The organism is Streptomyces sp. MP131-18 (genome assembly GCF_001984575.1).
GTDB lineage: Bacteria > Actinomycetota > Actinomycetes > Streptomycetales > Streptomycetaceae > Streptomyces > Streptomyces johnsoniae.
This window is the reverse complement of the sequence record NZ_LZNS01000001.1, coordinates 3,525,517-3,547,815: the sequence shown is the minus strand read 5'-3', so window position 1 is coordinate 3,547,815 and position 22,299 is coordinate 3,525,517. Positions and strand designations below refer to the sequence as shown.

15 protein-coding genes are annotated in these 22,299 nt (G+C 72.6%); 6 read left to right on the top strand and 9 right to left on the bottom strand.

Features of this window, described 5'->3' with window-relative positions; translation table 11 throughout:
- Positions 1-6: 6 nt before the first annotated feature.
- From eccD to STBA_RS15770, 9 genes are all read right to left on the bottom strand, one after another.
- Positions 7-1,443, bottom strand: coding sequence for a type VII secretion integral membrane protein EccD (eccD, locus tag STBA_RS15810; RefSeq protein ID WP_077059871.1), 1,437 nt, complete (start codon positions 1,441-1,443; stop codon positions 7-9).
- A gap of 13 nt (positions 1,444-1,456) precedes the next feature.
- Entirely contained in the window at positions 1,457-5,467 is a 4,011-nt protein-coding gene (gene eccCa / locus STBA_RS15805) for a type VII secretion protein EccCa (protein ID WP_077059870.1), read from the bottom strand.
- A 79-nt stretch (positions 5,468-5,546) separates the two neighbouring features.
- Positions 5,547-7,862, bottom strand: coding sequence for a hypothetical protein (locus STBA_RS15800; protein WP_077059869.1), 2,316 nt, complete (start codon positions 7,860-7,862; stop codon positions 5,547-5,549).
- Positions 7,863-7,917: 55 nt separating this feature from the next.
- Positions 7,918-8,265, bottom strand: a complete 348-nt coding sequence (locus tag STBA_RS15795; protein ID WP_077059868.1) for a hypothetical protein — start codon at positions 8,263-8,265, stop codon at positions 7,918-7,920.
- A 65-nt stretch (positions 8,266-8,330) separates the two neighbouring features.
- Complete coding sequence (locus STBA_RS38320) at positions 8,331-9,710, bottom strand: hypothetical protein (protein ID WP_077059867.1); 1,380 nt, start codon at positions 9,708-9,710, stop codon at positions 8,331-8,333.
- A gap of 1 nt (position 9,711) precedes the next feature.
- Positions 9,712-10,095 carry a hypothetical protein gene (locus tag STBA_RS15785; protein ID WP_077059866.1) on the bottom strand — a complete coding sequence of 128 codons (384 nt, stop codon included), beginning with the start codon at positions 10,093-10,095 and terminating at the stop codon, positions 9,712-9,714.
- A 66-nt stretch (positions 10,096-10,161) separates the two neighbouring features.
- Positions 10,162-10,476, bottom strand: a complete 315-nt coding sequence (locus STBA_RS15780; RefSeq protein ID WP_077059865.1) for a hypothetical protein — start codon at positions 10,474-10,476, stop codon at positions 10,162-10,164.
- A gap of 42 nt (positions 10,477-10,518) precedes the next feature.
- Positions 10,519-10,863, bottom strand: coding sequence for a hypothetical protein (locus STBA_RS15775; RefSeq protein WP_077059864.1), 345 nt, complete (start codon positions 10,861-10,863; stop codon positions 10,519-10,521).
- A 388-nt stretch (positions 10,864-11,251) separates the two neighbouring features.
- Positions 11,252-12,310, bottom strand: a complete 1,059-nt coding sequence (locus STBA_RS15770; RefSeq protein WP_079251951.1) for a hypothetical protein — start codon at positions 12,308-12,310, stop codon at positions 11,252-11,254.
- Between the two features lie 453 nt (positions 12,311-12,763).
- Here STBA_RS15770 and STBA_RS15765 point away from each other — a divergent pair, with 453 nt between their 5' ends.
- The 6 genes from STBA_RS15765 (at position 12,764) to STBA_RS15740 (ending at position 22,299) form a co-directional block, all read left to right on the top strand.
- Positions 12,764-16,798, top strand: coding sequence for a discoidin domain-containing protein (locus STBA_RS15765; RefSeq protein WP_079251950.1), 4,035 nt, complete (start codon positions 12,764-12,766; stop codon positions 16,796-16,798).
- A gap of 326 nt (positions 16,799-17,124) precedes the next feature.
- The gene (locus tag STBA_RS15760) at positions 17,125-17,892 is read left to right on the top strand and encodes a chitinase (RefSeq protein ID WP_079251949.1); all 768 of its coding nucleotides are present in this window, start codon (positions 17,125-17,127) and stop codon (positions 17,890-17,892) included.
- Positions 17,893-18,180: 288 nt separating this feature from the next.
- On the top strand, positions 18,181-18,882 hold the full coding sequence (locus tag STBA_RS15755) for a FadR/GntR family transcriptional regulator (protein WP_077059863.1): 702 nt from the start codon (positions 18,181-18,183) through the stop codon (positions 18,880-18,882).
- A 106-nt stretch (positions 18,883-18,988) separates the two neighbouring features.
- The gene (locus STBA_RS15750; protein WP_077059862.1) at positions 18,989-20,185 is read left to right on the top strand and encodes a 4-hydroxybenzoate 3-monooxygenase; all 1,197 of its coding nucleotides are present in this window, start codon (positions 18,989-18,991) and stop codon (positions 20,183-20,185) included.
- Between the two features lie 246 nt (positions 20,186-20,431).
- Entirely contained in the window at positions 20,432-21,463 is a 1,032-nt protein-coding gene (locus tag STBA_RS15745; protein WP_077059861.1) for an ABC transporter substrate-binding protein, read from the top strand.
- A 38-nt stretch (positions 21,464-21,501) separates the two neighbouring features.
- The gene (locus STBA_RS15740; RefSeq protein WP_077059860.1) at positions 21,502-22,299 is read left to right on the top strand and encodes an ABC transporter permease subunit; all 798 of its coding nucleotides are present in this window, start codon (positions 21,502-21,504) and stop codon (positions 22,297-22,299) included.

Below are 22,299 nucleotides of genomic sequence, written 5' to 3'. Positions count from 1 at the left end.
CCCGCCTCATACCCGCAGATTCAGGAGGGCCGAGTAGACCTCCCAGACGGCCAGGGCGAGCGGCACCACGGACAGCAGGACCGTCGTCTCCAGCATGTCGAGCGAACGGGACAGCCGCGGGTTCACGTGCTGGCGGCCCGCGAAGAGTGCCACGCAGCCCGCGATCAGCGCGGTCAGCAGCGCCACGGGCAGCGCGATACCCAGCGGCGCCAGGGTCTGCCCGAGCCGGTCGGCCAGCGCGAACGCGGCGGCGCCCGCCGTCGTCAGCAGCGCGGTGGCCAGCGGAACGACCCGCTGGCCCGCCTCCTTGAACAGGCGGGCCCGCATCAGCATCAGCACCACCAGCACGGCGCCGAGCACGCCGGGCCACAGGCCGCCCGCGGCGAACAGCACCAGCGTGCCGCCGCCCGCGACGACGTGGCTGCCGGCGAGCAGCCCGGTCAGCAGGCGGCGGGCGCGGGCGATCCTGGCGCGCAGCGCCTCGTGGGCGAGCTGGCTGGGCAGCGACTCCACGTCCTCGGCGGTCGCGGCGACGTGCGGCGCGGGCATGCGCGCGACGCGCAGCGCGAGCGTCGGCCACAGCGTGGTCAGGGCCAGGGCCAGCGGGGCCGTGACCGAGGCGGCCTCGGCCGCCGTCACGTCCCACACGGCGGCGAGCAGCGCGCCGGTCGCGGCCAGCGGTCCCGTGACGACGAGGGCCGCGAACGTGCCGTCGCCGCCGCCGATCAGCACCGGGCCGAGCGCGCCCACGACGGCGAGCACCGCGCAGGCCAGCAGCAGATGGCCGGCGGTGAAGCCGTCCACGGTGCCCGCCTCGGTGCCCAGCAGCCGGGCGGCGCCCAGCATGGCGGGCGGCGCGGCCAGCACGGCGGCGAACGTGCCCGCGCGCACGTCGCCGAACGCGCGGGACATCAGCACGCCGACGGTCAGCGCGAGCAGGGCGGTGGCCAGACCGAGCCAGCCGGGCAGCCGGCCGGGCGCGACCGCCAGCGCGCCGCAGCCCGCGAGCAGCGCCACCGCGGCAAGTGCCGCCGCGGTGCGGCGCGTTGCGGCGGCCGGCCAGCCGAAGCGCACGCCGTGCTCGCCGATGACCTCGGCGACGTCGTCGTACAGCGGCGGCGTGGTGTCGTCCCGGCCGTGCCCGAGGAAGAGGAGGTCGCCCTCGCGGACGCCCTGCGCGGCGAGCGGGGCCGCCGCGTCCAGGCGCGTTCCGTCGGCCCGGCGCAGTATCCAGCCGCCGTGCCGCACGCCGCCGTCCGGGCCCGGCTCCTGACCGGCGTGCCGCAGCAGTCCTGGCATCAGGCGGGCCAGCGGCACCCCGGCGGGCACGGCGAGGTCGGCCCGCCCGGCCGGGCCCGCCAGGCCGATGCGGACGAAAGCGGATTCCGTGCCGGCCTGCGGCTGGTGGGTGCGGCTGCCGTTCGTGGTGAGATCGGCGGTCATGGCGTCGTCCTGGTCATGGCGTGGTTCCTCGGTCCTGGGTGAGGGGCGATTCGGCGCGGGCGACCTGCACGGGAACGTTGCCGAGCCGGCGGTGCAGCATCAGGCCGCGGCCCCTGCGCCGCTTCACGGACTTAAGGCCCCAGATAGGCATTTCGTCCTTGGGGATGCTCAGCAGGACCGCGGGAGTGTTCAGCTCCTTCAGGCGGCCGACGACGGGCTCGGCCACGCCGCGGGAGGCGCCGGCGGCCTGGCGCGCGAGGTAGATGTGCAGGCCCATGCCGCGGGCCTGGGGCAGGAAGTCGAGCAGGTACTTCAGGGCGTTGCCGCGGGAGGTGGCGACCAGGTCGTAGTCGTCCACGACGAGGTAGATCTCAGGACCGCTCCACCAGGAGCGGTCGCGCAGCTGCTCGGGCGTGACGTCGGTGCCGGGCAGCCGCTTCTTCAGCCCTTCCGCGAGCCCGCCGACGACCTCCATGGACCGCTCGTGCGTCGTGGAGTAGCCGAGCAGGTGCGGCCCCTCGAACTCCCTGAGCATCGTCATGCGGTGGTCCAGGATGATCAGCTGCGCCTGGTCGGGCGTGAACGCGGTGGTCACCTGCCGGGCGACGGACCGCAGCAGCGACGTCTTGCCCGACTCGCTGTCGCCAAGCACGATAAGACCGGCCTCCTCGCCCGGCCGGAAGGTCACCGGCTCCAGCCGGTTGCCCTCGGTGGCGACCGTGATGCCGGGCCGCTCGTCCGGCAGGGCGGCGGGCACGGGGAACGTGGTGGGCAGCAGCCGCACCCCCGGCGCGCGAGGGCCCTGCCAGGCGGAGTCGACGCGGCGCACGAGGTCGGCGATGCCGTCCGCGAGCCCTTCGGCCGAGGAAACGCCGTCCACGCGCGGCACCGCGGTGAGGAAGTGCAGCTTCTCGTTCGGGTCGGTGATGCCGCGTCCGGGGCGGCCGCCGGGGATGGTGCGCTGCGCCTTGCGGTCGACCTCGGAGTCGAGGGCGTCGCCGAGCTTCAGCTCGACCTTGGTGCCGATGAGGTCGCGCAGACCCATGCGCATGTCCAGCCAGCGGTTGCCGGTGACCACCAAGTGGATGCCGTACGTCAGCATGCGGCCCGCGACGGCCATCAGGGTCTGTTCCAGCTCGGGGTAGGTCTGCCGCAGCACCGCCCAGCCGTCGACGACGAGGAAGACGTCGCCGTGCGGCTCCGCCGAACCCGCCGTCTCGCCGGTGCGGCCCGCGGCGCGCTTGGCGCGGTAGTCCGCCATCGAGGTCACGCCCAGCTCCCGGAACCGGCCCTCGCGGCTCTCCAGCACCGAAAGGACCTCCGCGACGGTGCGGTTGACGCTCTCCGCGTCCAGCCGCCCGGCGACGCCGCCGACGTGCGGCAGCCCGGCCATGCCGAACAGCGTGCCGCTGAAGTCCAGGCAGTAGAACTGCACTTCGAGCGCGGTGTGGCGCAGCGCGAGGGAGGCGATGAGGCTGCGCAGGGCCGTCGACTTGCCGGAGTGCGGCCCGCCGACGATCGCCACGTGCCCGCCGGCGCCCGCGAGGTCGACCGTCATCGGGTCGCGCCGCTGGTGGAAGGGGCGGTCGACGATGCCGATGACGCCGGTGAGCGGCGGCCGTTCCGGCGCGCAGCCGTAGCCGCGGCCGGTCCGGACGGACAGGTCGCCGAGCAGCGCGTCCAGCGGCTCCGGCTCGTCCAGCGGCGCCAGCCACACCTGATGCGCCTGCGGACCCTGCCCGGTCATCTGCTCGACCATCACGCCGAGCACGGTGCTGCCCAGCGACTCGTTGTCCTCGAACTCGTCGGGCTCCCGCTGCGGTTCCGGCTCGGGAACGGTCTGCTCCGCGGGCACCGGCAGGTAGCCCGCGGGGAACGGGCGGACCTCCAGGCCGCCGCCGAGCGCCGCGCCGCCGCCGTCCCCGCCGTCCGTGCGGTACGGGCCGGAGACGTACGCGGCGCGGAAGCGCTTCAGGGTGGCGGTGTCGGTCTTGAGGTAGCCGTGTCCTGGCGCGGTCGGCAGGTGGTGGGCGTCGGTGACGCCGATGGCGGTGCGGGACTCCGACTCGGAGAACGTGCGCAGGCCGACCCGGTAGGACAGGTGGGCCTCAAGACCGCGAAGACGCCCCTCGTCCAGGCGCTGGGACGCCAGCAGCAGGTGCAGGCCCAGCGAGCGGCCCAGGCGGCCGATCTGCACGAACAGATCGGCGAAGTCCGGCTTCTGCGCGAGTAGTTCGGAAAACTCGTCGACGACGATGAACAGGCTGGGCAGCGGTGGCAGGGCCGCCCCGCGCTGCCGCGCCCGCTCGTAGTCGCGCACCGACACCAGGTTGCCCGCGTCCCGCAGCACCTCCTGGCGGCGGTTCATCTCGCCGGACAGCGCCTCGCGCATGCGGTCGACGAGGGTGAGGTCGTCCTCCAGGTTGGTGATGACGGCGGCCACGTGCGGGAGTTCCGACATGCCCGCGAACGTGGCGCCGCCCTTGAAGTCCACCAGCACGAAGTTCAGCTGGTCGGGGCCGTGCGTGGCCGCCATGCCGAGCACCAGCGTCCGCAGCAGCTCCGACTTGCCGGAGCCGGTCGCACCCACCAGCAGGCCGTGCGGGCCCATCCCGTTGAGGGCGGACTCCTTGATGTCCAGTTCGAGCAGGCCGCCGTCGGCGGACACGCCGATCGGTACCGCGAGCCGGTCGCGGATGGGCCGCGGGCGCCACAGCGCGTCCAGGTCCAGGCGCCCCGGATCCGGCACGTTCAGCAGCGCGGGCAGCGTGTTGACGGCGGTCGTCAGGTCCTCCGCGTCGGCCGTCGTGGCCGCCGTGTCCACCCGGTAGTACGCCAGCTGCGTCGCCAGCGCCTCGGCCTCCGCCGCGGACAGGCCGTCCGCGGTGCCGAGTTCGTCCCTGGTCTCGCCCGCGACCACGGACAGCGTCCCGCCCGCGATGTCCAGGCGGACCCCGTGCGCGTCGGTGAGCGGCGCGGCGCGGCCGTCCAGGTCGAGCACGGTGACGCCCTGCATGCCGTTCGGGTCGAGCAGTGCCTCGCCGCCCGTCACCAGGCCGCCGTCCAGCACCACGAGCAGGTGCGGGATGTCCGGGTCGGGCTCGGCGTTGCGGTTGAAGCGGGTGCGCCGCGTCAGCTCGGAGCCGAGCCAGTCCTCCAGCACGCCGAGCATCCCGTGCAGCATCCGCACCGGACCCACGTGGTCGAGATCGTCGGGGTGGTGGGCGTGCGGCAGCCACTTCGCCCAGCCCCACTCCGGCCCCTCGACATCGCGGGTGCAGACCACGATCCGCAGATCGCGCGGCGAGTGGAACGCCGCGGCGTGCGCCACCACGGCGCGCGCGAGGGCGCGCGCCGCGCCGGGCTCCTCCGCGGTCAGGGCCACCGAGGCGAAACGGCGCAGCGCGACCTGGACGGGCAGCCCCGGCACCACCGAGTGGGCGTCGATGAACCGCTTCAGCGCGACCGCCGACAGCGGGTCGAGATCCTCCACCGGCGGCGACTCGCCCGGCACCAGCGGCGTCGCCAGGTACCGCGGCCCCGCCCCGACCCGGACGGTGCCGAAGTCGTCGTCGGTGCCGCGCCGTTCCCACAGCCTGCGGCTGCCGGCGACGGCCCACAGGCCGCCGGGCTCCGGCGCGTTCCACTCCAGCGCCTCGCGCTGCGCGGCGGCGGTGCGCCGCACCAGGGCGCGGGTGCGCTCCAGGTAACGCAGGTACTCCCTGCGGTCGTTGCGCGCCTGACTCTTGGCGGAGCCGCGCTGCCGCAGCACCGAGCCGACCACCATGGCCAGGCACGACACGAGGAACATCGTGCCGACGATGTACCCGATGGCGCCGCGCCCCATCGTGAGCATGTACAGCACCGAGCCGAGCCCGCTGAGCGCGGGCAGCGCCGTCATCCAGACATTGCTGTCCTCCGGCTGCGGCAGCGGCGGCGGCGCCTTGAGCACGAGGTCGCTCTCGGGCACGGCGGGCCTGGCGGCCCGCGCGGGCCGCCGGAACACGGTGGTGGGGCTGGTCACGGTCGTGTCCCTGCCTTTCTGACGTGCCTGGTTCTTCTGGGCGCCGCGCCGGCCGCGCGGGCCGCGCGGGCCGCCCGGGTCACGGGGCGGCTATGTCCCGGCGGAGGCTGCGGTAGTCCTCCACGTGGTCGTGGTAGCCGCCGTCCCGTTCGAGATCCCCGAGGTTCGGGAGGAAGTCCACGTCCCCGCGCCCGCCGCGCAGTGCGTCGACCTGCTCCTGGCTGACCGGCGGGTTGTCGGCGTTCGCGGCGCCCTGCGCGATCCAGTACCTGGCCTCCCCCTCCTCGGCGACGGCGTCGTCGTAACTCGCCGTGCGCCGCAGCTCGTCCGCGGTCGGCGGCTCGCCGACGGTGGCCGACTCCAGACCGGAGATGATGGGACCGGTGACGCCGGTCACGGCGCCCGCGGCCGGAATCATGCCGATGGTGTCGTTGATGGCACTGGCCATCTGGAAGCCGTTCCGCCAGTTCTGCTCGACCCGCTGCGAGGCGTCCTCCGGATTGGTGTTATCGCCGTCGACGGTGTACTCGGCGTAGTCGAGACCGCCGTGCAGCCTGGCCAGGTTTTCCAGCGAGCCCTCGACGGTGTCGCCGCCCTCGTTGAACGCCTGGGTCATCCGCTGCTGGGCATGGGCGTTGACGCCGCCGTAGAACTCGTCCTTCTGCTCCTGCTCCCGGGTGGCCACGAAGTCGAAGAAGCCGTTGCGCGCCTCGCCGTCCAGCGCGAAGCCCGGCACCTCCTGGCCGAGAACGTTCCGCACCATCCCGTCGTCGTCGGTGCCCTCGCGGGCCAGGAAGTCGAGGTAGGCAAGGCCCGTGTCGAGCACCGCGCCCTCGACCGCGTCCGTGGTGGGGCCGTCGCCGCGGGCCACGGCGGTGTCCCCGCTGACCACCTCGAGCACGTTCTTCGCCGCGTCGAGCTGGTACCGGCTCGCCTCCTCGCCGTCCGCCGGGATGGTCGCGGCCCGCATGAAGCCGGCGGCGGCCTCCCCGCTGTCCTGGCTCCAGTTCAGCCGTGCGAGCGTGTCGACCCGCTCCACCGAGTCGAGGGTCAGCGCGGCGGCGTCCGGGTTGGTGGCGACCATGGTGAGCACCTGTCCCGTGCCGGTGAGGTCGTCGTAGAGGTCGGCGTCCCGGATGTAGTTGGGGCTGCCCGAGATGCTCTCGGCGCGTGCGTCGCGCTGCCACAGCTCGTAGTCCGTCTGGATGCCCAGGGCCGCCGCGCCCATGTCCGCGCCGAACTGGTTGCCCGGCGGTACGCTCGCGTGCGACATGAGCTCGCCCAGGCCGTTGTACTGCCCGATGCGCTCGTTGACCTGGTCCTCCTCCAGGTCCTGGTTGAGGAAGTTCTCGTTGATCAGCGGCTTGACCGAGTCGGGGACGAGGTAGTCCTCCTCGGCCGGGTCGATGCCGCCGCGCTCGGGGTCCATCAGCGTGTTGATGCCGTCGGCCACGCTGCCCCGCGCGCCGTCGTACCTCTCGCCCTCCAGATTGCCGAGTGCCGCGAGGTCGTCGGCTTCGAGGGTGTCGTAGAAACTGCGCAGGTAGCTGCGCTCCTGGGAGGTCAGATCGTCGCTGCCGGCCAGCCGCTCGACGCCCGCGGTGTAGCGCTCCAGCTCCTCCGGGTCCGGGTCGTCCTCTTCGAGCAGCCGCTCCAGCTGCTCGGCCTCGTGCTCGGCCCGGCCGTCGGTGTGCCAGAACGGCACCGGGGAGTCGGAGACGTCGTAGCCGTACTCGGCGAGCTGCCCCTCCTTGCTGTGCAGCATCGCGTAGTAGTCGTCGACGTTCTCGAACATCCGGTCGTACGCGGAGGAGACGCCCTCGGCGGCCAGGTCGAGGCGGTACGTGCGGATGTGCTCCTTGAGGTCGTTCTTCGGGAAGTTCGGCTTGGTGCCGGTGAACGTCTCCTCATGGATGGTGTAGGAGACCAGGTCGTGCTCCCCGGCGTCCTGCTCGCCGAACCATGACTCGAAGCCGGTCCAGTCGCCCTGGCCCGCCGTCTGCTGCATGTCCACCAGCCAGTCCAGGCCCATCGGGCCGTTGATGGCCTCGTCGTTCGACTCCAGGACCGACTCCGCCTCGCCGGCCACCGTGTTCAGCACCGACGAGATGTTCTCCAGGTTCTCCGCGCCCAGGTCCTCGTACGTCTGCGTCAGGTGCTCGGAGGCGTCCGCGTAGATCGCGTTGCTGCCTCGGGTACCGGCCCGCTCCTCCAGGCTGGAGGCGTAGGCCGCGACGCCGCCCGCGTCATCGGCCTCCTCCGCACCGTTCCGGAATATTCCCGCGAGCGAATCGATCATTTCCAGATCGGTGTCGGAGGCGAATTCGCTTTCCAGCTCCCACGGGTCAACGCCCGCCTTGTCGATGACGTCTTGTTTGGTGATGGATATGGACACGGCTGAGCTCCGGGGCAGGGGAATCCCGGCGCACGGGAATTCCAGGAAAGAGGAATCAGATGCGGTCGGCGATATCGCGGCCCACATCGGTCAACTGGGCGCCGCCGAGGACGTATCCGGCCTCGGCGTCGGTGTCGTCGCCGATGTTGCCCGCGGTCACCGCGCCCGTCGCGATCTCGCCGCGCGTGTCCTGCACGCGCTGCGCCGCGCGGGACCGGTCGCCCGCCGCCGTGTTCAGCGAGGAGCTGAAACCGGCGGCGCCGGACCCGCCGAAGTGGGTGGCGGCGGGCGACGCGTTGCCGACGCGGCGGGCCAGGCCGCCCGCGACCTCGGCGGACTCGTCGTGGTGCCCCGCGCTGGTGCGGAACTCTTCGGGAAGGTACTCGGTCGCGTCGTCTGCCATCAGGTCCTCCTTCGGTCCCCCCTGGTCACTGCCCCCGGTGCCGCGGCACGGCACCGGACGGCCGGTCACTCCCCGAGCACACCGGGCCCGGCCTTCCGGCCGGACGCCCACACACTCGGGTCCTCGGTCAGCTCGGTGGGCCGGTGGTAGCGGGTCCGCTCCTCCGCACGGTCCCGCGTCCGCGCGGCCGCCGCCGCGGGCGGCGGGCCGCCGGCCAGCCGCGCCGCCGCGTCCCTGGGCCGCGCCCGCACCGCGCCGGGCGACTCGGCCGTCGCCCTGCGCCCGGCCGCGCCGCCCCGGCCGGTGCCGCCGGCGCGCGAGGCCGCCGCACCGGGCGGCGGCGTGAACGGCCGCCCGCCCTGGGCCGCTTCGTGCAGCGCGAACCGGCCGGCGACCGTGGCCCGCATGTGGAGGTTGCGCGTCGCCTGCTGCACCATCTGACCGCGCGCGGGGCCGGTGTGGCCGACGCTCGGCGGCATCATCCCGCCGTACAGGCCGGCCAGGCCAGCCGCCGTGCCGCCCGCGCCGATCGCGCCCGCCCCGGCCGTTCCGAAGCCGGCCGCGATCGTGCCGGGGCCGGTGCCGAGGCCGGAGTACCGCGTCGCGTACTCGGTGACCTCGCCGAACGGCTGCCCGGTGACCGGGTCGATCCAGCGGCCCGTCACGGTGTCGAACTCCCGGCCGGTGGCCGGGTCCACGAGGAAGCCGGTGCCCGGACTCTGCACCCAGCCGGCGAAGTCGCCCTGGTCGGGGCCGAGTACGCGCGAGTAGGGGTAATCGCCGACGCCGACGTGCGCGCCGTTGGCCGCCTGGACCAGCGTGCCGGAGCCGCCGTGCCCCGCGGCGCCCGCGGAACCGGCCGCGCCCGCGCCCGCGGCGCCCCCGCCGCCGGACCCCGCGCCACCCGAGCCGCCCGCGCCCCCACCGGCTCCGCCGCCGCCCGCGCCGCCCCCCGGCGCCGCGGGCACGTCACCGCCCGTCACCTGCGCGATCGTCGCGCCGAGGCGCGCCCGCACGTCCTCGGCGGCGCGGATCAGCTTCTGCTTCTCCTCGTGCTGGCGCTCCGCCGCAGAGACGGCCGCCATCCCGACGTCAGGACCCGCGGGCGTCTCGGACGCCTCGTCGTACCTGGCCTCAAGACCGAGTGCCTCCTCCGTCGCCCTGGCGGAGCTCTCGCCCGCGACGCTCAGCTGCTCGGCGATCCGCCGGGCCACCGCGCCGGCGCCCCCGGCCCAGGAGGCGGTGCCCTCGACGCGCTCCGCCAGCTCGATCAGCCCGACGCCGGTCTCGGCCTGCGCCGCGGAGGCAGTGCCGGACAGCCGGTCCTCCTCCGAGGTGCCCGCGCCGGCCAGCGCGATCCACGCGCCGGCCGCGGCGAGGATGCGGACGTGCGCGGCGCTGTAGATATCCGCGACGATGCCCTTGAAGTCCCCGTCGGTCGTCATGTCACTGCACCTCCAGATACGCGCCGCCGCCGCCCCCGGAGGAGTGGAGGAAGTTGTTCATGTACTCGACGGCCTCGGTGGCGTTGTTGAGGCGGACCCGGGCCTCGTCGTCCGTCTCGTCGGCGATCTGCGCGGTCTCGCCCGCGCTGGTGCTGATGTCCTGGATCGAGATGCCGGCCCGCTCCAGCTGGTCAAGCATGGCGGCGGCCGCGGATTCCAGCGCCGCCTCAGCGGCGGCGCCGTTCGGAGCAGTGCCGAACAGCCCCTGGGCGGAGGCGATGTCGATGAACTTCGCTCGCATACCGGCAAGTTGGTCACTCCCGCCGGCGCCCGCCTCCACATCGCGCGCGGCGCCGGGGTTCAGCTCCAGATCCCCGTCACCCATCTCGCGTCCTCCCCTTGTGCGTCACCGTCTTGTTGCCGTCTCGTCGCCGTCCCGTGCAGCCTGCGGTCAGCGCCCGCCGCCGCCCGAGGCGGCGTTGATCATCGCGCGACCGCCCTCGTTGCCGATCATCTGGACGTCGCGCATCGCGCGGTTCTGCGAGTTCACGCTGTCGTCGAAGCCGCCGGCCTCGCGCCGGAACTGCGCGTCGCGTTCGTTCAGAACCTCGCCGATCGCGGCGTCCACCAGGCCCTGCTCGACCAGGTTCATCAGCTGCGTGTGCACGCGGTCCCAGATCTCGGTGTACTGCTCCTGCTGGCCAACGGTCTGCGACTGGATGCCGTCCAGCGCCTCGTTGCCGAAACGGATCGTGTCCCCGCTCATGGTCCTGCCCCTTCGGTCTCGCGGTACGTGGCGTCGTGACGGTCAGATGCGGGCGGCGATGCCCGCGTCCGGCGTCGGGCCCTGCATCTGGACGTTGTTCAGCACGTTCTGTGCGTCCAGGTCCGTCTCGCGGCCCGTGTTGGCCGTCAGGCCGAGGTCCATCGACAGTCCGTCCAGCGCTTCGGCCAGCGCCTGCCCGGCGCGGCCGAGGTCCTCGTAGTTCTCCACCGCCCGGCCGGTGCCGGAGCCGTTGTAGGCCGTGCTGACGTTCGCGCCGTGCCCGCCGATGCCGAGTGCGACGCCCTCCATGTCGGTGTAGGCCTGGTTGATGATGCCTTGAACCCGGTCGACTTCCTCGGGTGAGAGCTTGACCTCATCGCTACTCATCGCTGCTCCTCATTTCCGCTCCGTCATGTTTGCCGGCGGCCCGCCCACGGGCGCCTTCCGGGTGTTTTCCATAGTGGCCGGACCCGTCCGGCAAGGCCACAGACGGGTGTCCACAACCCTGTCCCAGAATCGTCACAACGGCTCCGCGTCTCGGCAGGGTGCCGCTGACCTGCCCGGACGTCGGGGAGCTCGGCTTCTTCCGCCGTGCTGCGCGCCCTTCGGCGCCCCCGTGTTCAAGATGGCGTGAACGCCCTTGCGTTGGGCCGGGATGCGCTCCGCGCGCAGCTCAGGCGTTTGCGCACGGAACCGCGCCGCCCGGTGGGTGGGCGCGCGGGCGGCGCGGGGCGGGCGCTCAACTGCGGCGGGTCCGCGGTTGAACAGCGGCGGCCTAACCGGCTTCCGGCGCGTACCAGTAGACGTGGTCGGCGCCGCGCGGCCCGAACGACAGGGAGGCGGGGACGTCGCCCTCCTGGAGCATGTGGATGGAGCACTGGGTGACCGTCGCGCCCGGCGCCGCCATCTCGTCCGGGACCCGGGCCGGGCACTGCTCGACCTCGCGGCCGTACACGTCGAGCAGGAGCACCTTGGTCGCCTCCTGACCGCTCGCGGTGCGCAGCTCCACGTTCTCCTGCATATCCGGGTAGAGGTCGAGCTCCGGGCTGTCGTTCCGGTACTCGAAGGTGACGTAGTAGGGCACCTTGCCCTCGGTGTCGACGTCCCAGTCGCTCAGGTCGGCCGCGCTGCCCGCGGTGACGCCGACGGGGGTGACGTTCAGCGGGATGTCCTGCTCGTCGGAGTTCTGCCAGGCGGTGTCGACGGATTCGCCCGCGGGCAGGACGGCGCTGCCCTCGCCGCCCTCGGGCTCGGACGCCTCGACGGGCCACAGCAGCGGCCCGGTCCCGTCGTCCACGTAGGACACGGTGGCGGGCGCCAGGCCCGGGGGCACCATGTGGATCTGGCAGACCTCGACGGCCTCGCCCGCGGCGATCCGCTCGGGAGCCTCGGCGTCGCACGCCGCGGGCAGCGGGGATTCGGCGCCGTCGTAGGAGAAGCCGCTCATCACGGTCATCCGCTCGCCCGCCCAGCCGTCGGCGCCGACGACGTTGAAGCCGTCGAGGTCGCCCTCCGGCAGCGCCGCTCCGGTGGGCGTGTAGCTGACGGTCAGGTAGTAGGGGACCAGCCCCTCCATGTCGTCGGGGAGTTGAATCCGCTCCAGGTCGGCGGCGTCGCCGCGGGCGAGGCCCACCGGCGTGATCTCCACGTCGTGGGCCGCGTCGGAGTCGTCCGTCCACGTGCTGCTCTGCGTGGTGGTGTCCAGGGCCAGGGCGGTGGGCTCGGCCGCCGCGCCGCCGTCCCCGGTGGTCGCCGCGGACTCCTCGCCGCCTCCCTCCCCGCTTCCGCTGTCGTCCGAACAACCGGATATCAGCAGGAGCGCTCCGGCGCCCACGACTCCGACAATTCCTCTGGGTACCCGCATCACAACTCCGGTGGCAGCAATTCTTCCGCGCTGTGCATTGCGCATCAGCAAGCCGGCGGGGCGCGCACCGCGCGTGCGGCACTTCCGCCGTGATCAGCAGCTTAATCACTGCCTGCCAGTGCAAAGCAACGGGCCATGGGGCGCGGGAGGGCGGCGCGTGGCACCGCGGCGTCGGCCGCTTCGGTTGCCGCAAGTCGCTTGCGCCGCTTGCGGATGCGCGCCCGCGGTCGTCGGGGCGGCGCGTAAGGCGCAGCTCACGACGGGCGGCCGGTTTGCGTGCTGCGTGCACGGAACGCGGGCGCCGCGCCGTCCGGCGGCCGTGGCCCTGCGCGACCGGTGGACACCTTCGCAATGCACTGCAACTCTCTGACGACAATGCGCAAAATCACATGCATCTTCGTGCAGAAATCGGATGGGGGACAGATGAGACAGCTGAGACGTCGACGTTTCAGGGCACGCACCCCGGTCGCGGTCCTGACCGCCCTGCTCGTCACGCTGGGCGGACCGGCAGCCGTTGCCGTGGCGGCACCCGACGACGGACCGGCCGCCGGCGCCCCGGCCACGGCCGGCAGCACCGACGGCGGGCACGCCGCGGCGCACATCACCGACGGCGACACGGACACCTACTGGCAGGGCGCGGAAGGCGACTTCCCGCAGTGGGTGCAGATCGACCTCGGGGATGCCACCCGCATCGACGAGGTCGTGCTGAAGCTCCCCGCCGACTGGGACGCGAGGCAGCAGACCCTGGCCGTGCAGGGCAGCAGGGACGGGACCGGCTTCACCACCCTGACCGGCGCCGCCACCCATACCTTCGACCCCGGCTCCGGCAACACGGTCACGATCCCGCTCCCGGACGTCATGACCCGCTGGGTCCGCATCGACATCACCGCCAACAGCGGCGCGGACGCCGCCCAGTTGGCCGAGCTGGCGGTGGGCGCCGCGGACGGGCCCGGGGAGAACCTGGCGCGCGGGGCCGCGTTCACCGCGAGCAGCCACACCCAGGGCCACACCGCACGGAACGCGGGGGACGGCGACGGCGGCACGTACTGGGAGAGCGACAACCACGCCCTGCCGCAGTGGATCGAGGCCGACCTCGGCGCGGCCGTCCCCGTCAGCACCGTCGTGCTGCGCCTCCCCGGCGACTGGGAGCCGCGCACGCAGACCCTGTCCCTGAAGTCGAGCGACAACGGGGAGGACTTCACCGAGCTGACGCCCCAGGAGGACCACCTCTTCGACGCGGCCGCGGGCGGCAACACCGTGACGCTGTCCTTCGACAGCACCACCGCCAGACACCTGCGGGTCGCCTTCACCGGCAACACCGTCCAGGACGCGGGCCAGCTGTCGGAACTGGAGATCTACGGACCGCAGTCGGGGGACACCCGGGCGCCGACCGCACCCACCGGGCTCGCCCTCGCCGAGCCGGAGCCCGGCACGGTCCGGCTCACCTGGCGCGCGGCCACCGACGACACCGGCGTCACCGGCTACGACATCTACGCGGACGGCGTGCTGCGCAGCAGCGTGGCGGGCGACGTCACCACGTTCACCGACACGCAGCCCACGCACACGGACGTCGAGTACGTCGTACGGGCGCGCGACGCGGCCGGCAACCAGTCGGCCGACAGCGAGAGAGTGACGCGCCGCGGCAGCGGCGAGGAGCCGCAGGAGGCCGTCGAACTGGCCGGGGGCAAGCCCATCGGCGCCACCTCGCACGTTCACGACTTCGTGGCCGGGCACGCCAACGACGGCGACCGGTCGACGTACTGGGAGAGCGCCCCCGGCGCCTACCCGGCCCGGCTCTCCGTCGAACTCGGCGCAGAGGCCGACCTCTCCTCGGTCGTCGTCCAGCTGAACCCCGACGGCGTCTGGGGCGACCGCACCCAGCGCATCGAGGTACTCGGCCGCGCCCGGGGCGCCGCCTCCTACACCAGCCTGGTGGCCGCGCGGGACTACGACTTCTCGCCGTCCACCGGCAACGCGGTCACCATCCCCGTCGAGGGCAGGGCCGCCGACGTGCAGGTGGCGTTCACCGCCAACACCGGCGCGCCGGGCGGGCAGGTCGCGGAGCTGAGGGTGCTGGGCGTGCCCGCGCCGAATCCGGACCTCTCGGTCGTCTCGGTGACGGCCGAGCCGCAGGACCCGCTGGAGTCGGACCCGCTGATCCTGGCGGCCCTGGTCCGCAACGGCGGCCCCGCCGCCTCCGCGGCGACCGAGGTGACCTTCCTCGTCGACGGCGAGGAACGTGCCACCGGCGAGGTGCCCGCGCTGGAGCCGGGCGCCACCGCCACCGTCACCGCGGACACCGGCGTGCACGCGGCCGGCAGCCACACCGTGGGCGCCATCGTCGACCCGGCGGACACGGTCGTCGAGCAGGACGAGACCAACAACGCGCACGAAAGCGCAGAGCCGGTCGTGGTGGAGCCGGTGCCCAGCTCCGACCTGGTCGTCTCCTCGGTGGCCTGGGACCCGTCCAACCCGGCCGGCGGCGACGAGGTCGGCTTCTCCGTCCGCCTGGAGAACCGCGGCTCCCTGGACTCCGCCGCGGGGGCGCACGACATCACGCTCACGCTGACCGACGGCGGCGGCGCCGAGGTGGCGACCCTCACCGGCCGCCATGACGGCGTGCTGGCGGCCGGGGACGCGACCTCCGCCATCGGCCTCGGCTCGTGGACGGCCGCGGACGGCACGTACACCGCGACGGCCACCGTCGCGCCGGACGCCAACGAGATCCCGGCCAAGCGGGGGAACAACACCGGCACCCGGCCGCTGTCCGTCGGCCGCGGCGCCCAGATGCCGTACGCGATGTACGAGGCGGAGGACGCGGAAACCGGCGGCGGCGCCACGGTCGTCGGGCCCAACCGCGACGTCGGCGACCTGGCGGGCGAGGCGTCGGGGCGGCGCGCGGTCACGCTCGACGAGACCGGCGAGTACGTCGAGTTCACCACGCGCGCCGACACCAACACGCTGGTGACGCGTTTCTCGATCCCCGACGCGCCCGGCGGCGGCGGCATCGACAGCACCCTGAACGTCTACGTGGACGGCGAGTTCCGGCAGGCGCTCGACCTCACCTCGCGCTACGCCTGGCTGTACGGGGCCGAGGCGAGCCCCGGCAACTCGCCCGGCCTCGGCGGGCCCCGGCACATCTACGACGAGGCGCACCTGATGCTGGACGGGACGGTCCCGGCCGGCAGCACGATCCGGCTCCAGAAGGACGCGGCCAACACCACCGAGTACGCGATCGACTTCATCAACCTGGAGCAGGTCGCGCCCGCCGCCAACCCGGACCCGGCCCGCTACACCGAGCCGGCCGGCTTCGGCCAGCAGGACGTACAGGCGGCTCTCGACCGGGTCCGGATGGACGAGACCGGCACACTGACCGGCGTCTACCTGCCGCCCGGGGACTACCGGACATCCGCCAAGTTCCAGGTGTACGGCGAGCCCGTGGAGGTCGTGGGCGCGGGGGTCTGGTACACCCGCTTCCACGCGCCGGAGGGCCAGGAGAACACCGACGTCGGCTTCCGCGCGGACAGTTCGGCGGCGGGCTCGCGGTTCGCGAGCTTCGCCTACTTCGGCAACTACACCTCGCGGATCGACGGCCCGGGCAAGGTCTTCGACTTCTCGAACGTCGCCGATATCGAGATCGACGACATCTGGGCCGAGCACATGGTGTGCCTCTACTGGGGCGCCAACACCGACCGCGTCACCATCAGCGACTCCCGCATCCGCAACGTGTTCGCCGACGGCCTCAACATGACCAACGGCAGTACGGACAACCACGTCGTCAACAACGAGACGCGGGCCACGGGCGACGACAGCTTCGCCCTGTTCTCCGCGATCGACGCGGGCGGCGCGGACGAGACGAACAACCTCTACGAGAACCTGACGTCCCTGCTGACCTGGCGGGCCGCGGGCCTCGCCGTCTACGGCGGGTACGACAACACGTTCCGCAACATCCGCATCGCCGACACCCTGGTCTACTCGGGCATCACCATCAGCTCGCTCGACTTCGGCTACCCGATGAACGGGTTCGGCGAGATACCGACCAACTTCGAGGACATCACGATCGAACGGGCCGGCGGCCACTTCTGGGGCGATCAGGTCTTCCCCGGCATCTGGCTGTTCTCCGCCTCGGAGGAGTTCCAGGGCATCCGCATCAGCAACGTCGACATCGTCGATCCCACCTACGTCGGGATCATGTTCCAGACCAACTACGTGGGCGGGCAGCCGGAGCATCCGGTGACGGACACCGTCCTGACGGATGTCACCATCTCCGGCGCGCGGCGCAGCGGCGACCGCTACGACCACAAGTCGGGCATGGCGGTGTGGGCGAACGAGATGGCGGAGCCCGGCCAGGGCCCCGCGGTCGGCGAGGCCACGTTCGTCAACCTGACCCTGACCGGCAACGACGAGGACTTCAGAAACACGACGTCCACCTTCACGTTCCACCTGCGGGAGGAGTAGCACCGCGGCCCGCCGGAGGCCCGCGCCTTCGGCGGGCCGCGCGAAGCTGACGCTGTCCTCGCGGCACAGCCGGCTGTACGGAAACATCGACGGCACACCCGCAGCCCGCGCGGGCTGACCCCCGCCACCCCCGTGGCCCCGGCTCCCCGCCGGGGCCACGGTGCGTATTGACGCCCGCACCGGCGCCTGGGATGGTCTAGACCTAGGGCCCGCCCCCACCTCAGCAGGGCCCCGGCATTCCCCCGTATCGCACCTCGGCACGTTCCGCACGTTCCGCACGTCCGATGCCTTCCGTTCCGGCACCCTGGCACGAAGGGGAACCTCCCATGCTCACCAGACTGCTCACCCGCCTCTCGCCCGGCAGGTCCGTCGTCGCGCTCGCCGTCGCGGCGGTCCTCTCCACCCTGTTCGTCACGCCCGCCGGGGCCGCCGACGGCCGGAGCGCCGCTCCCGGCGGCACCCCGGGGACGCAGCAGGCATTCGTGGTCAGCGAGGCCCAGTTCAACCAGATGTTCCCGGGCCGCAACAGCTTCTACACCTACAGCGGCCTGGTCCAGGCGCTCAGCTCCTACCCGGCGTTCGCCAACACCGGCAGCGCAGAAGTCCGCAGGCAGGAGGCCGCGGCCTTCCTGGCGAACGTCCACCACGAGACGGGCGGCCTGGTCCACATCGTCGAACAGGACCAGTCCAACTACCCCCACTACTGCGACCTGAGCCAGCCGTACGGCTGCCCGGCCGGGCAGTCCGCGTATTACGGGCGCGGACCGATCCAGCTCAGCTGGAACTTCAACTACAAGGCCGCGGGCGACGCCCTCGGCATCGACCTGCTCAACAACCCCTGGCGGGTCGAGCAGGAGTCGGCCGTGGCCTGGCGCACCGCCCTGTGGTACTGGAACACGCAGAGCGGCCCCGGCAGCATGACGGCGCACAACGCGATGGTGAACCAGGCCGGCTTCGGCCACACCATCCGCGCCATCAACGGCGCGATCGAATGCGACGGCGGCAACCCGGGCACGGTCCAGAACCGGGTGAACAAGTACCAGCAGTTCACGCAGATCCTGGGCGTCGGCCCGGGCGGCAACCTCTACTGCTGACACTGCTGCCGAGACCGGCCGGAGACCAGCCGGCGAAGCAGGCCGTGCGCGGCCCCGGTACCCCCGGGGCCGCGCACGGTTCATTCGGTCCGTGCACGACTCTTGACGCCGTGGTCCAAAGGTAGAATCTTTTAACCACAACGACACATGAGGACCCGCCGCGGTAACGACCGGCCTGTTGGCTGTTCTCCGTAACCGCAGCCGACCGGCCGGCGGTTCCGTTCCCGAAAGTGGTGAGACGTGGCGTCGGACGATGGGCGTGCCAGGACCGCGAGGCGCTTCACGCAGGTGAGTTCGGAGCGCATCTCGCAGCGGGTCGTCCAGCAGTTCCAGCAGATGATGCGGGAGGGCGTCCTCCACCACGGGGACAAGCTCCCGGCGGAGCGAGAGCTGGCCGAGCAGTTCAGCGTGAGCCGCAACTCGGTACGCGAGGCACTGCGCCAACTCGACATGCTGGGCCTGGTGGAAAGCAGGCACGGCGAGGGCACGTTCGTCAGGCAGCCCACCGCTTCGCAGCTCATGGCGCCCTTCCAGGCGGTCATCGAGCTGTCCACGCCCGCCGTTGACTCGGTGATGGAGTTCCGGATGGCGTTCGAGCCGGGCGTGGCCTCGCTCGCGGCGGCCAACCTGACGCCGGACGGCGAGGAGATGCTGACCACCGCGCTGCTGGCGTTCGAGCGGGCCGTCGATGACGGCGGTCCGGTCGAGACCGTCGACGCGGACTTCCACCTCGCCGTGGCGAGGGTGACCGGCAACACGACCGTGCTCGCCGTTCACACGGCCGTCTACCAGCTGCTGCACGACATGCGGAGCCGGCTGGACAGGTCGAGCTACCACCCCCACGACAAGACCGTCGCCGGCCACCGTGCCGTGTACGACGCCATCGTCGCCCGCGACCCCGACCTGGCCGGCCGGGTCATGCGGGAGCACCTCGCCGACGTGGCGGGTGACCTGCGCGGGCCCGCGGCCCGCGAGGTCGCGGCCGAGTAGGACGGACCCGCCGCGCGTATGCGGACGGCCCGTCGACACCCCGAAAGGTAGGACCACTGAACCAGTCACCGTGGTGAGTGGTTCGCGGCCCACGAGGAGCGTGAGAATGCCGTACGAGACCACCACCCGCGTCGTGATCCTCGGCGCGGGACCCGCAGGACTGACCCTCGGCAACCTGCTGCACGCGCGCGGCATCCCGTGCGTCGTCGTCGACAAGTTCGACAAAGAACAACTGCTCGGCCGCACCAGGGCCGGGCTCCTTGAGTACCGCACGGTCGAGACGATGCGCCGCATGGGCCTGGCCGACCGCCTGCTCAAGGAGGGCCACCGGCACACCGGCTGCGAGTTCCGGTTCACCGGCCGCCGCACGTACACCGACTTCTCCGAGCTGTACGAGGGGCGTTCGCACCACGTCTACCCGCAGCAGGAAGTGGTCGCGGACCTGCTCGACGGGCTGCTGCGCGCCGGCGGCGACGTACGGCTCGGCGTCGCCGCGGAAAGCCTCGAACAGAACGGCGACGGCGTGACCGTCCACCTCGCCGACGGTTCGGTCCTGCACGGCGCGTTCGTCGCCGGGGCCGACGGCCAGCACGGCGTGGCACGGGCGAGCACCCCGCCCGGCGCGGTGACCGAGTACGAGATGGTGCACGAGTTCCAGTGGCTCACGCTCATCGCCACGGCCGCGCCCTCCGCCGAGTGGACCATCTACGCCCAGCACGAACGCGGCTTCGCCGGGCACCTGCTGCGCAGCGACACCGTCACCCGCTTCCACCTCCAGGTCTCCGTGGGCGACACGGTGGAGATGTGGCCGGACGACCGGATCTGGGCGGAGCTGCGCGCCCGGCTCGCCCACCCCGGCTGGACGCTCCACGAGGGCCCGGTCATCAGCAAGAACATGCTGGACATGCGCAGCCGCGTGGCCGAACCCATGCAGTACGGCCGGGTGTTCCTGCTCGGCGACGCCGCGCACATCATCAGCCCCTCCGGCGGCAAGGGCCTCAACCTGGCGGTGGCCGACGCCGTCGAACTCGACCGCGTGCTCGCCGAGTACGACCGGGCGGGCGACGGAACGGACCCCGGCCCGCTCGCCGCCTACAGCGCGCGCCGGGTCCCCGACGTATGGCAGGCGCAGGAGTTCAGCCACGCCCTGCTGCACATGATGCACACCTACCCGCCGGGTGCCCCCGACGCCGCCTTCCGCCAGCGGCTCCAGCAGTCCAGGCTCGCTCAGCTCGCCAACTCCGAGCACTACGCCAGAAGCTTCGCGACCCGCTACATCGGCCCACTCCCCACCCACAGCTGACCCCCGACCGCCGCCGTCGGCCCCGGTCCTCCGGCCCGGATTCCCCGACCGCACCCCACGGTCCTGCCTCCTGGCCCTGACCTCGGTTGTTACCCGCGGTCCCGATCCCGGTCCCGATCCCGACCCCGATCCAGCACGACCCAGCACGTCCCGGCCCGTCCCGGCCGGAGGCCCCCGCACCGAAGGCCCGCACTGCCCACCATGCCGACCTGCCGTCCCCCGTCCCCGCCCCCGAGAGGACCACCCATGCCATCGACCATCCGCGGCGCGCGCCCGGCCGCCGCCGCCGCCCTCGCCACGGCGCTCACCCTGACCGCCTGCGGCGACATCGGCAACCAGCGCGCGAGCGCCGAGGACGGGCTGCCGATCGTGCGCTTCTCCGGCCTCCCCGACCCGGCCCCGCTGCCCGTTCTCGTCATGCAGGAACTCGGCCTCGATGAACGGCACGGCTTCAGCGCCGAGTTCGTCGAGGTCGACCCCGACGCCTCCACCAGCACCTTCCTGCTGGGCGAGAGCGACATCGCCGTCGACCAGGACGCCACCAGCGCGGCCATCGCCAACAACGAGGGCAGCGAGGTCGTCTCCTTCTACCCGGCCCTCATCAACACCGCCTCCGTCGTCGTGCCGGAGGACAGCCCCTACGAGTCCCCTGAGGACCTCGTGGGCAAGCGCGTCGGGCACTTCGGGGACGACTCCGGCACCACCCAGGCCATCTCCGTGTCCCTCCGCCAGGCCGCGGGCATCGACCCGCTGGAGGACTACGAGATGGTCCAGTCCTCCCCGGCCGCCCTGCCGGAACTGCTCGCCAGCGGCGAGGTCGACGCGATCTTCGACTACGAGCCCTACGGCCTGCGCGCCGTCGAACAGGTCCCGGGACGCTACCTCTTCAGCGTCGCCGACCACTGGCAGCAGACCACCGACTGGGCCCCGCCGCTCGCCATGCTGACCGCCGGCCGGGACTGGCTCGGGGACAACGCCGACCTCGCCCTGGCCGTGCAGGACGCCTGGCGGGAAGCCGTGCGGGAGGTCGTCGCGAGCGACTACCGGATGTTCCTCGACGAGCCGTACGCCGCGTTCCTCGACCGCGAGAGCGAGGCGGAGCTGCGGGCGCTGGCCGACTACTGCGCCGGACTGCCCTGTTACGCGGACGAGTGGACCGAGGAGGACACCGCGCAGCAGATGGAGTACCTGCGGCTGCTCGTCGAGCAGGGCTCGCTCGACCGGCTGCCGGACTCCGATCCCGTCGCCGTCCTCGACGAGGTCGTCCGGGCGGACTGACCGCCGTGGCGACGACCAGCAGGACAAGGAGACCCGACATGACCTCTGTGACCACACCGGCCGCCCCCACCGCCGTCGGGACGCGCCTGCGGGCCGCGGCCGGCCGGTGGGCCCTGTCCGCCGCCGGGGTCGGCGGCGTGCTCGCCCTGTGGTGGGTGGGCGGCTCCGCCACCCGCTACGTGCCGCCCATCGGCGAAGTGGCCGGCGAACTCCCGCACTTCCTCGGACAGTCGAGCACCTGGGTGGCCGTGGGCACCACGACCCAGCGCGTGCTGTGGTCCCTGGCCGTCGCGCTCGTGCTCGGCACGGCGGCGGCCTGGGTGATGCGCCGCGACGGCTTCTGGAGCCGGGTGACCGCCTCCCTCACCGCGTTCGCGATCGCCGTCCCGAGCACAGTCGCGGCGCTGCTCGCCCTCTACCTCTTCCGCCGCGACCCGCTCGGGGTGTACGCGGTGGTGACGTTCATCTGCTTCCCCTTCGTGGCCACCATGCTGCGCCAGGGGATGCGCGAACTGGACCGGAACATCGGCGAGATGAGCGACGTCTACGGCTTGTCCGGAACGGCCAGGGCCCGCCACGTCGTGCTGCCGCAGCTGGTCCCCTACGTCTTCGCGGCCACGCGCAACGAGTACGCGCACGCCTGGAAGGTCGTCGTCCTGGCCGAGCTGTTCATCGTCAACAGCGGCATGGGCTACGAGTTCTCGCAGGCGTTCGACCACTTCCTGCTGACCGAGGTGCTCCTTTGGCTGCTGGTCTTCGTCGCGATCCTCCTGGCCGGCGAGTACCTCGTCTTCCGAACCATCGAACGGTACGTCCTCTCCTGGCGGGTGTTGTGA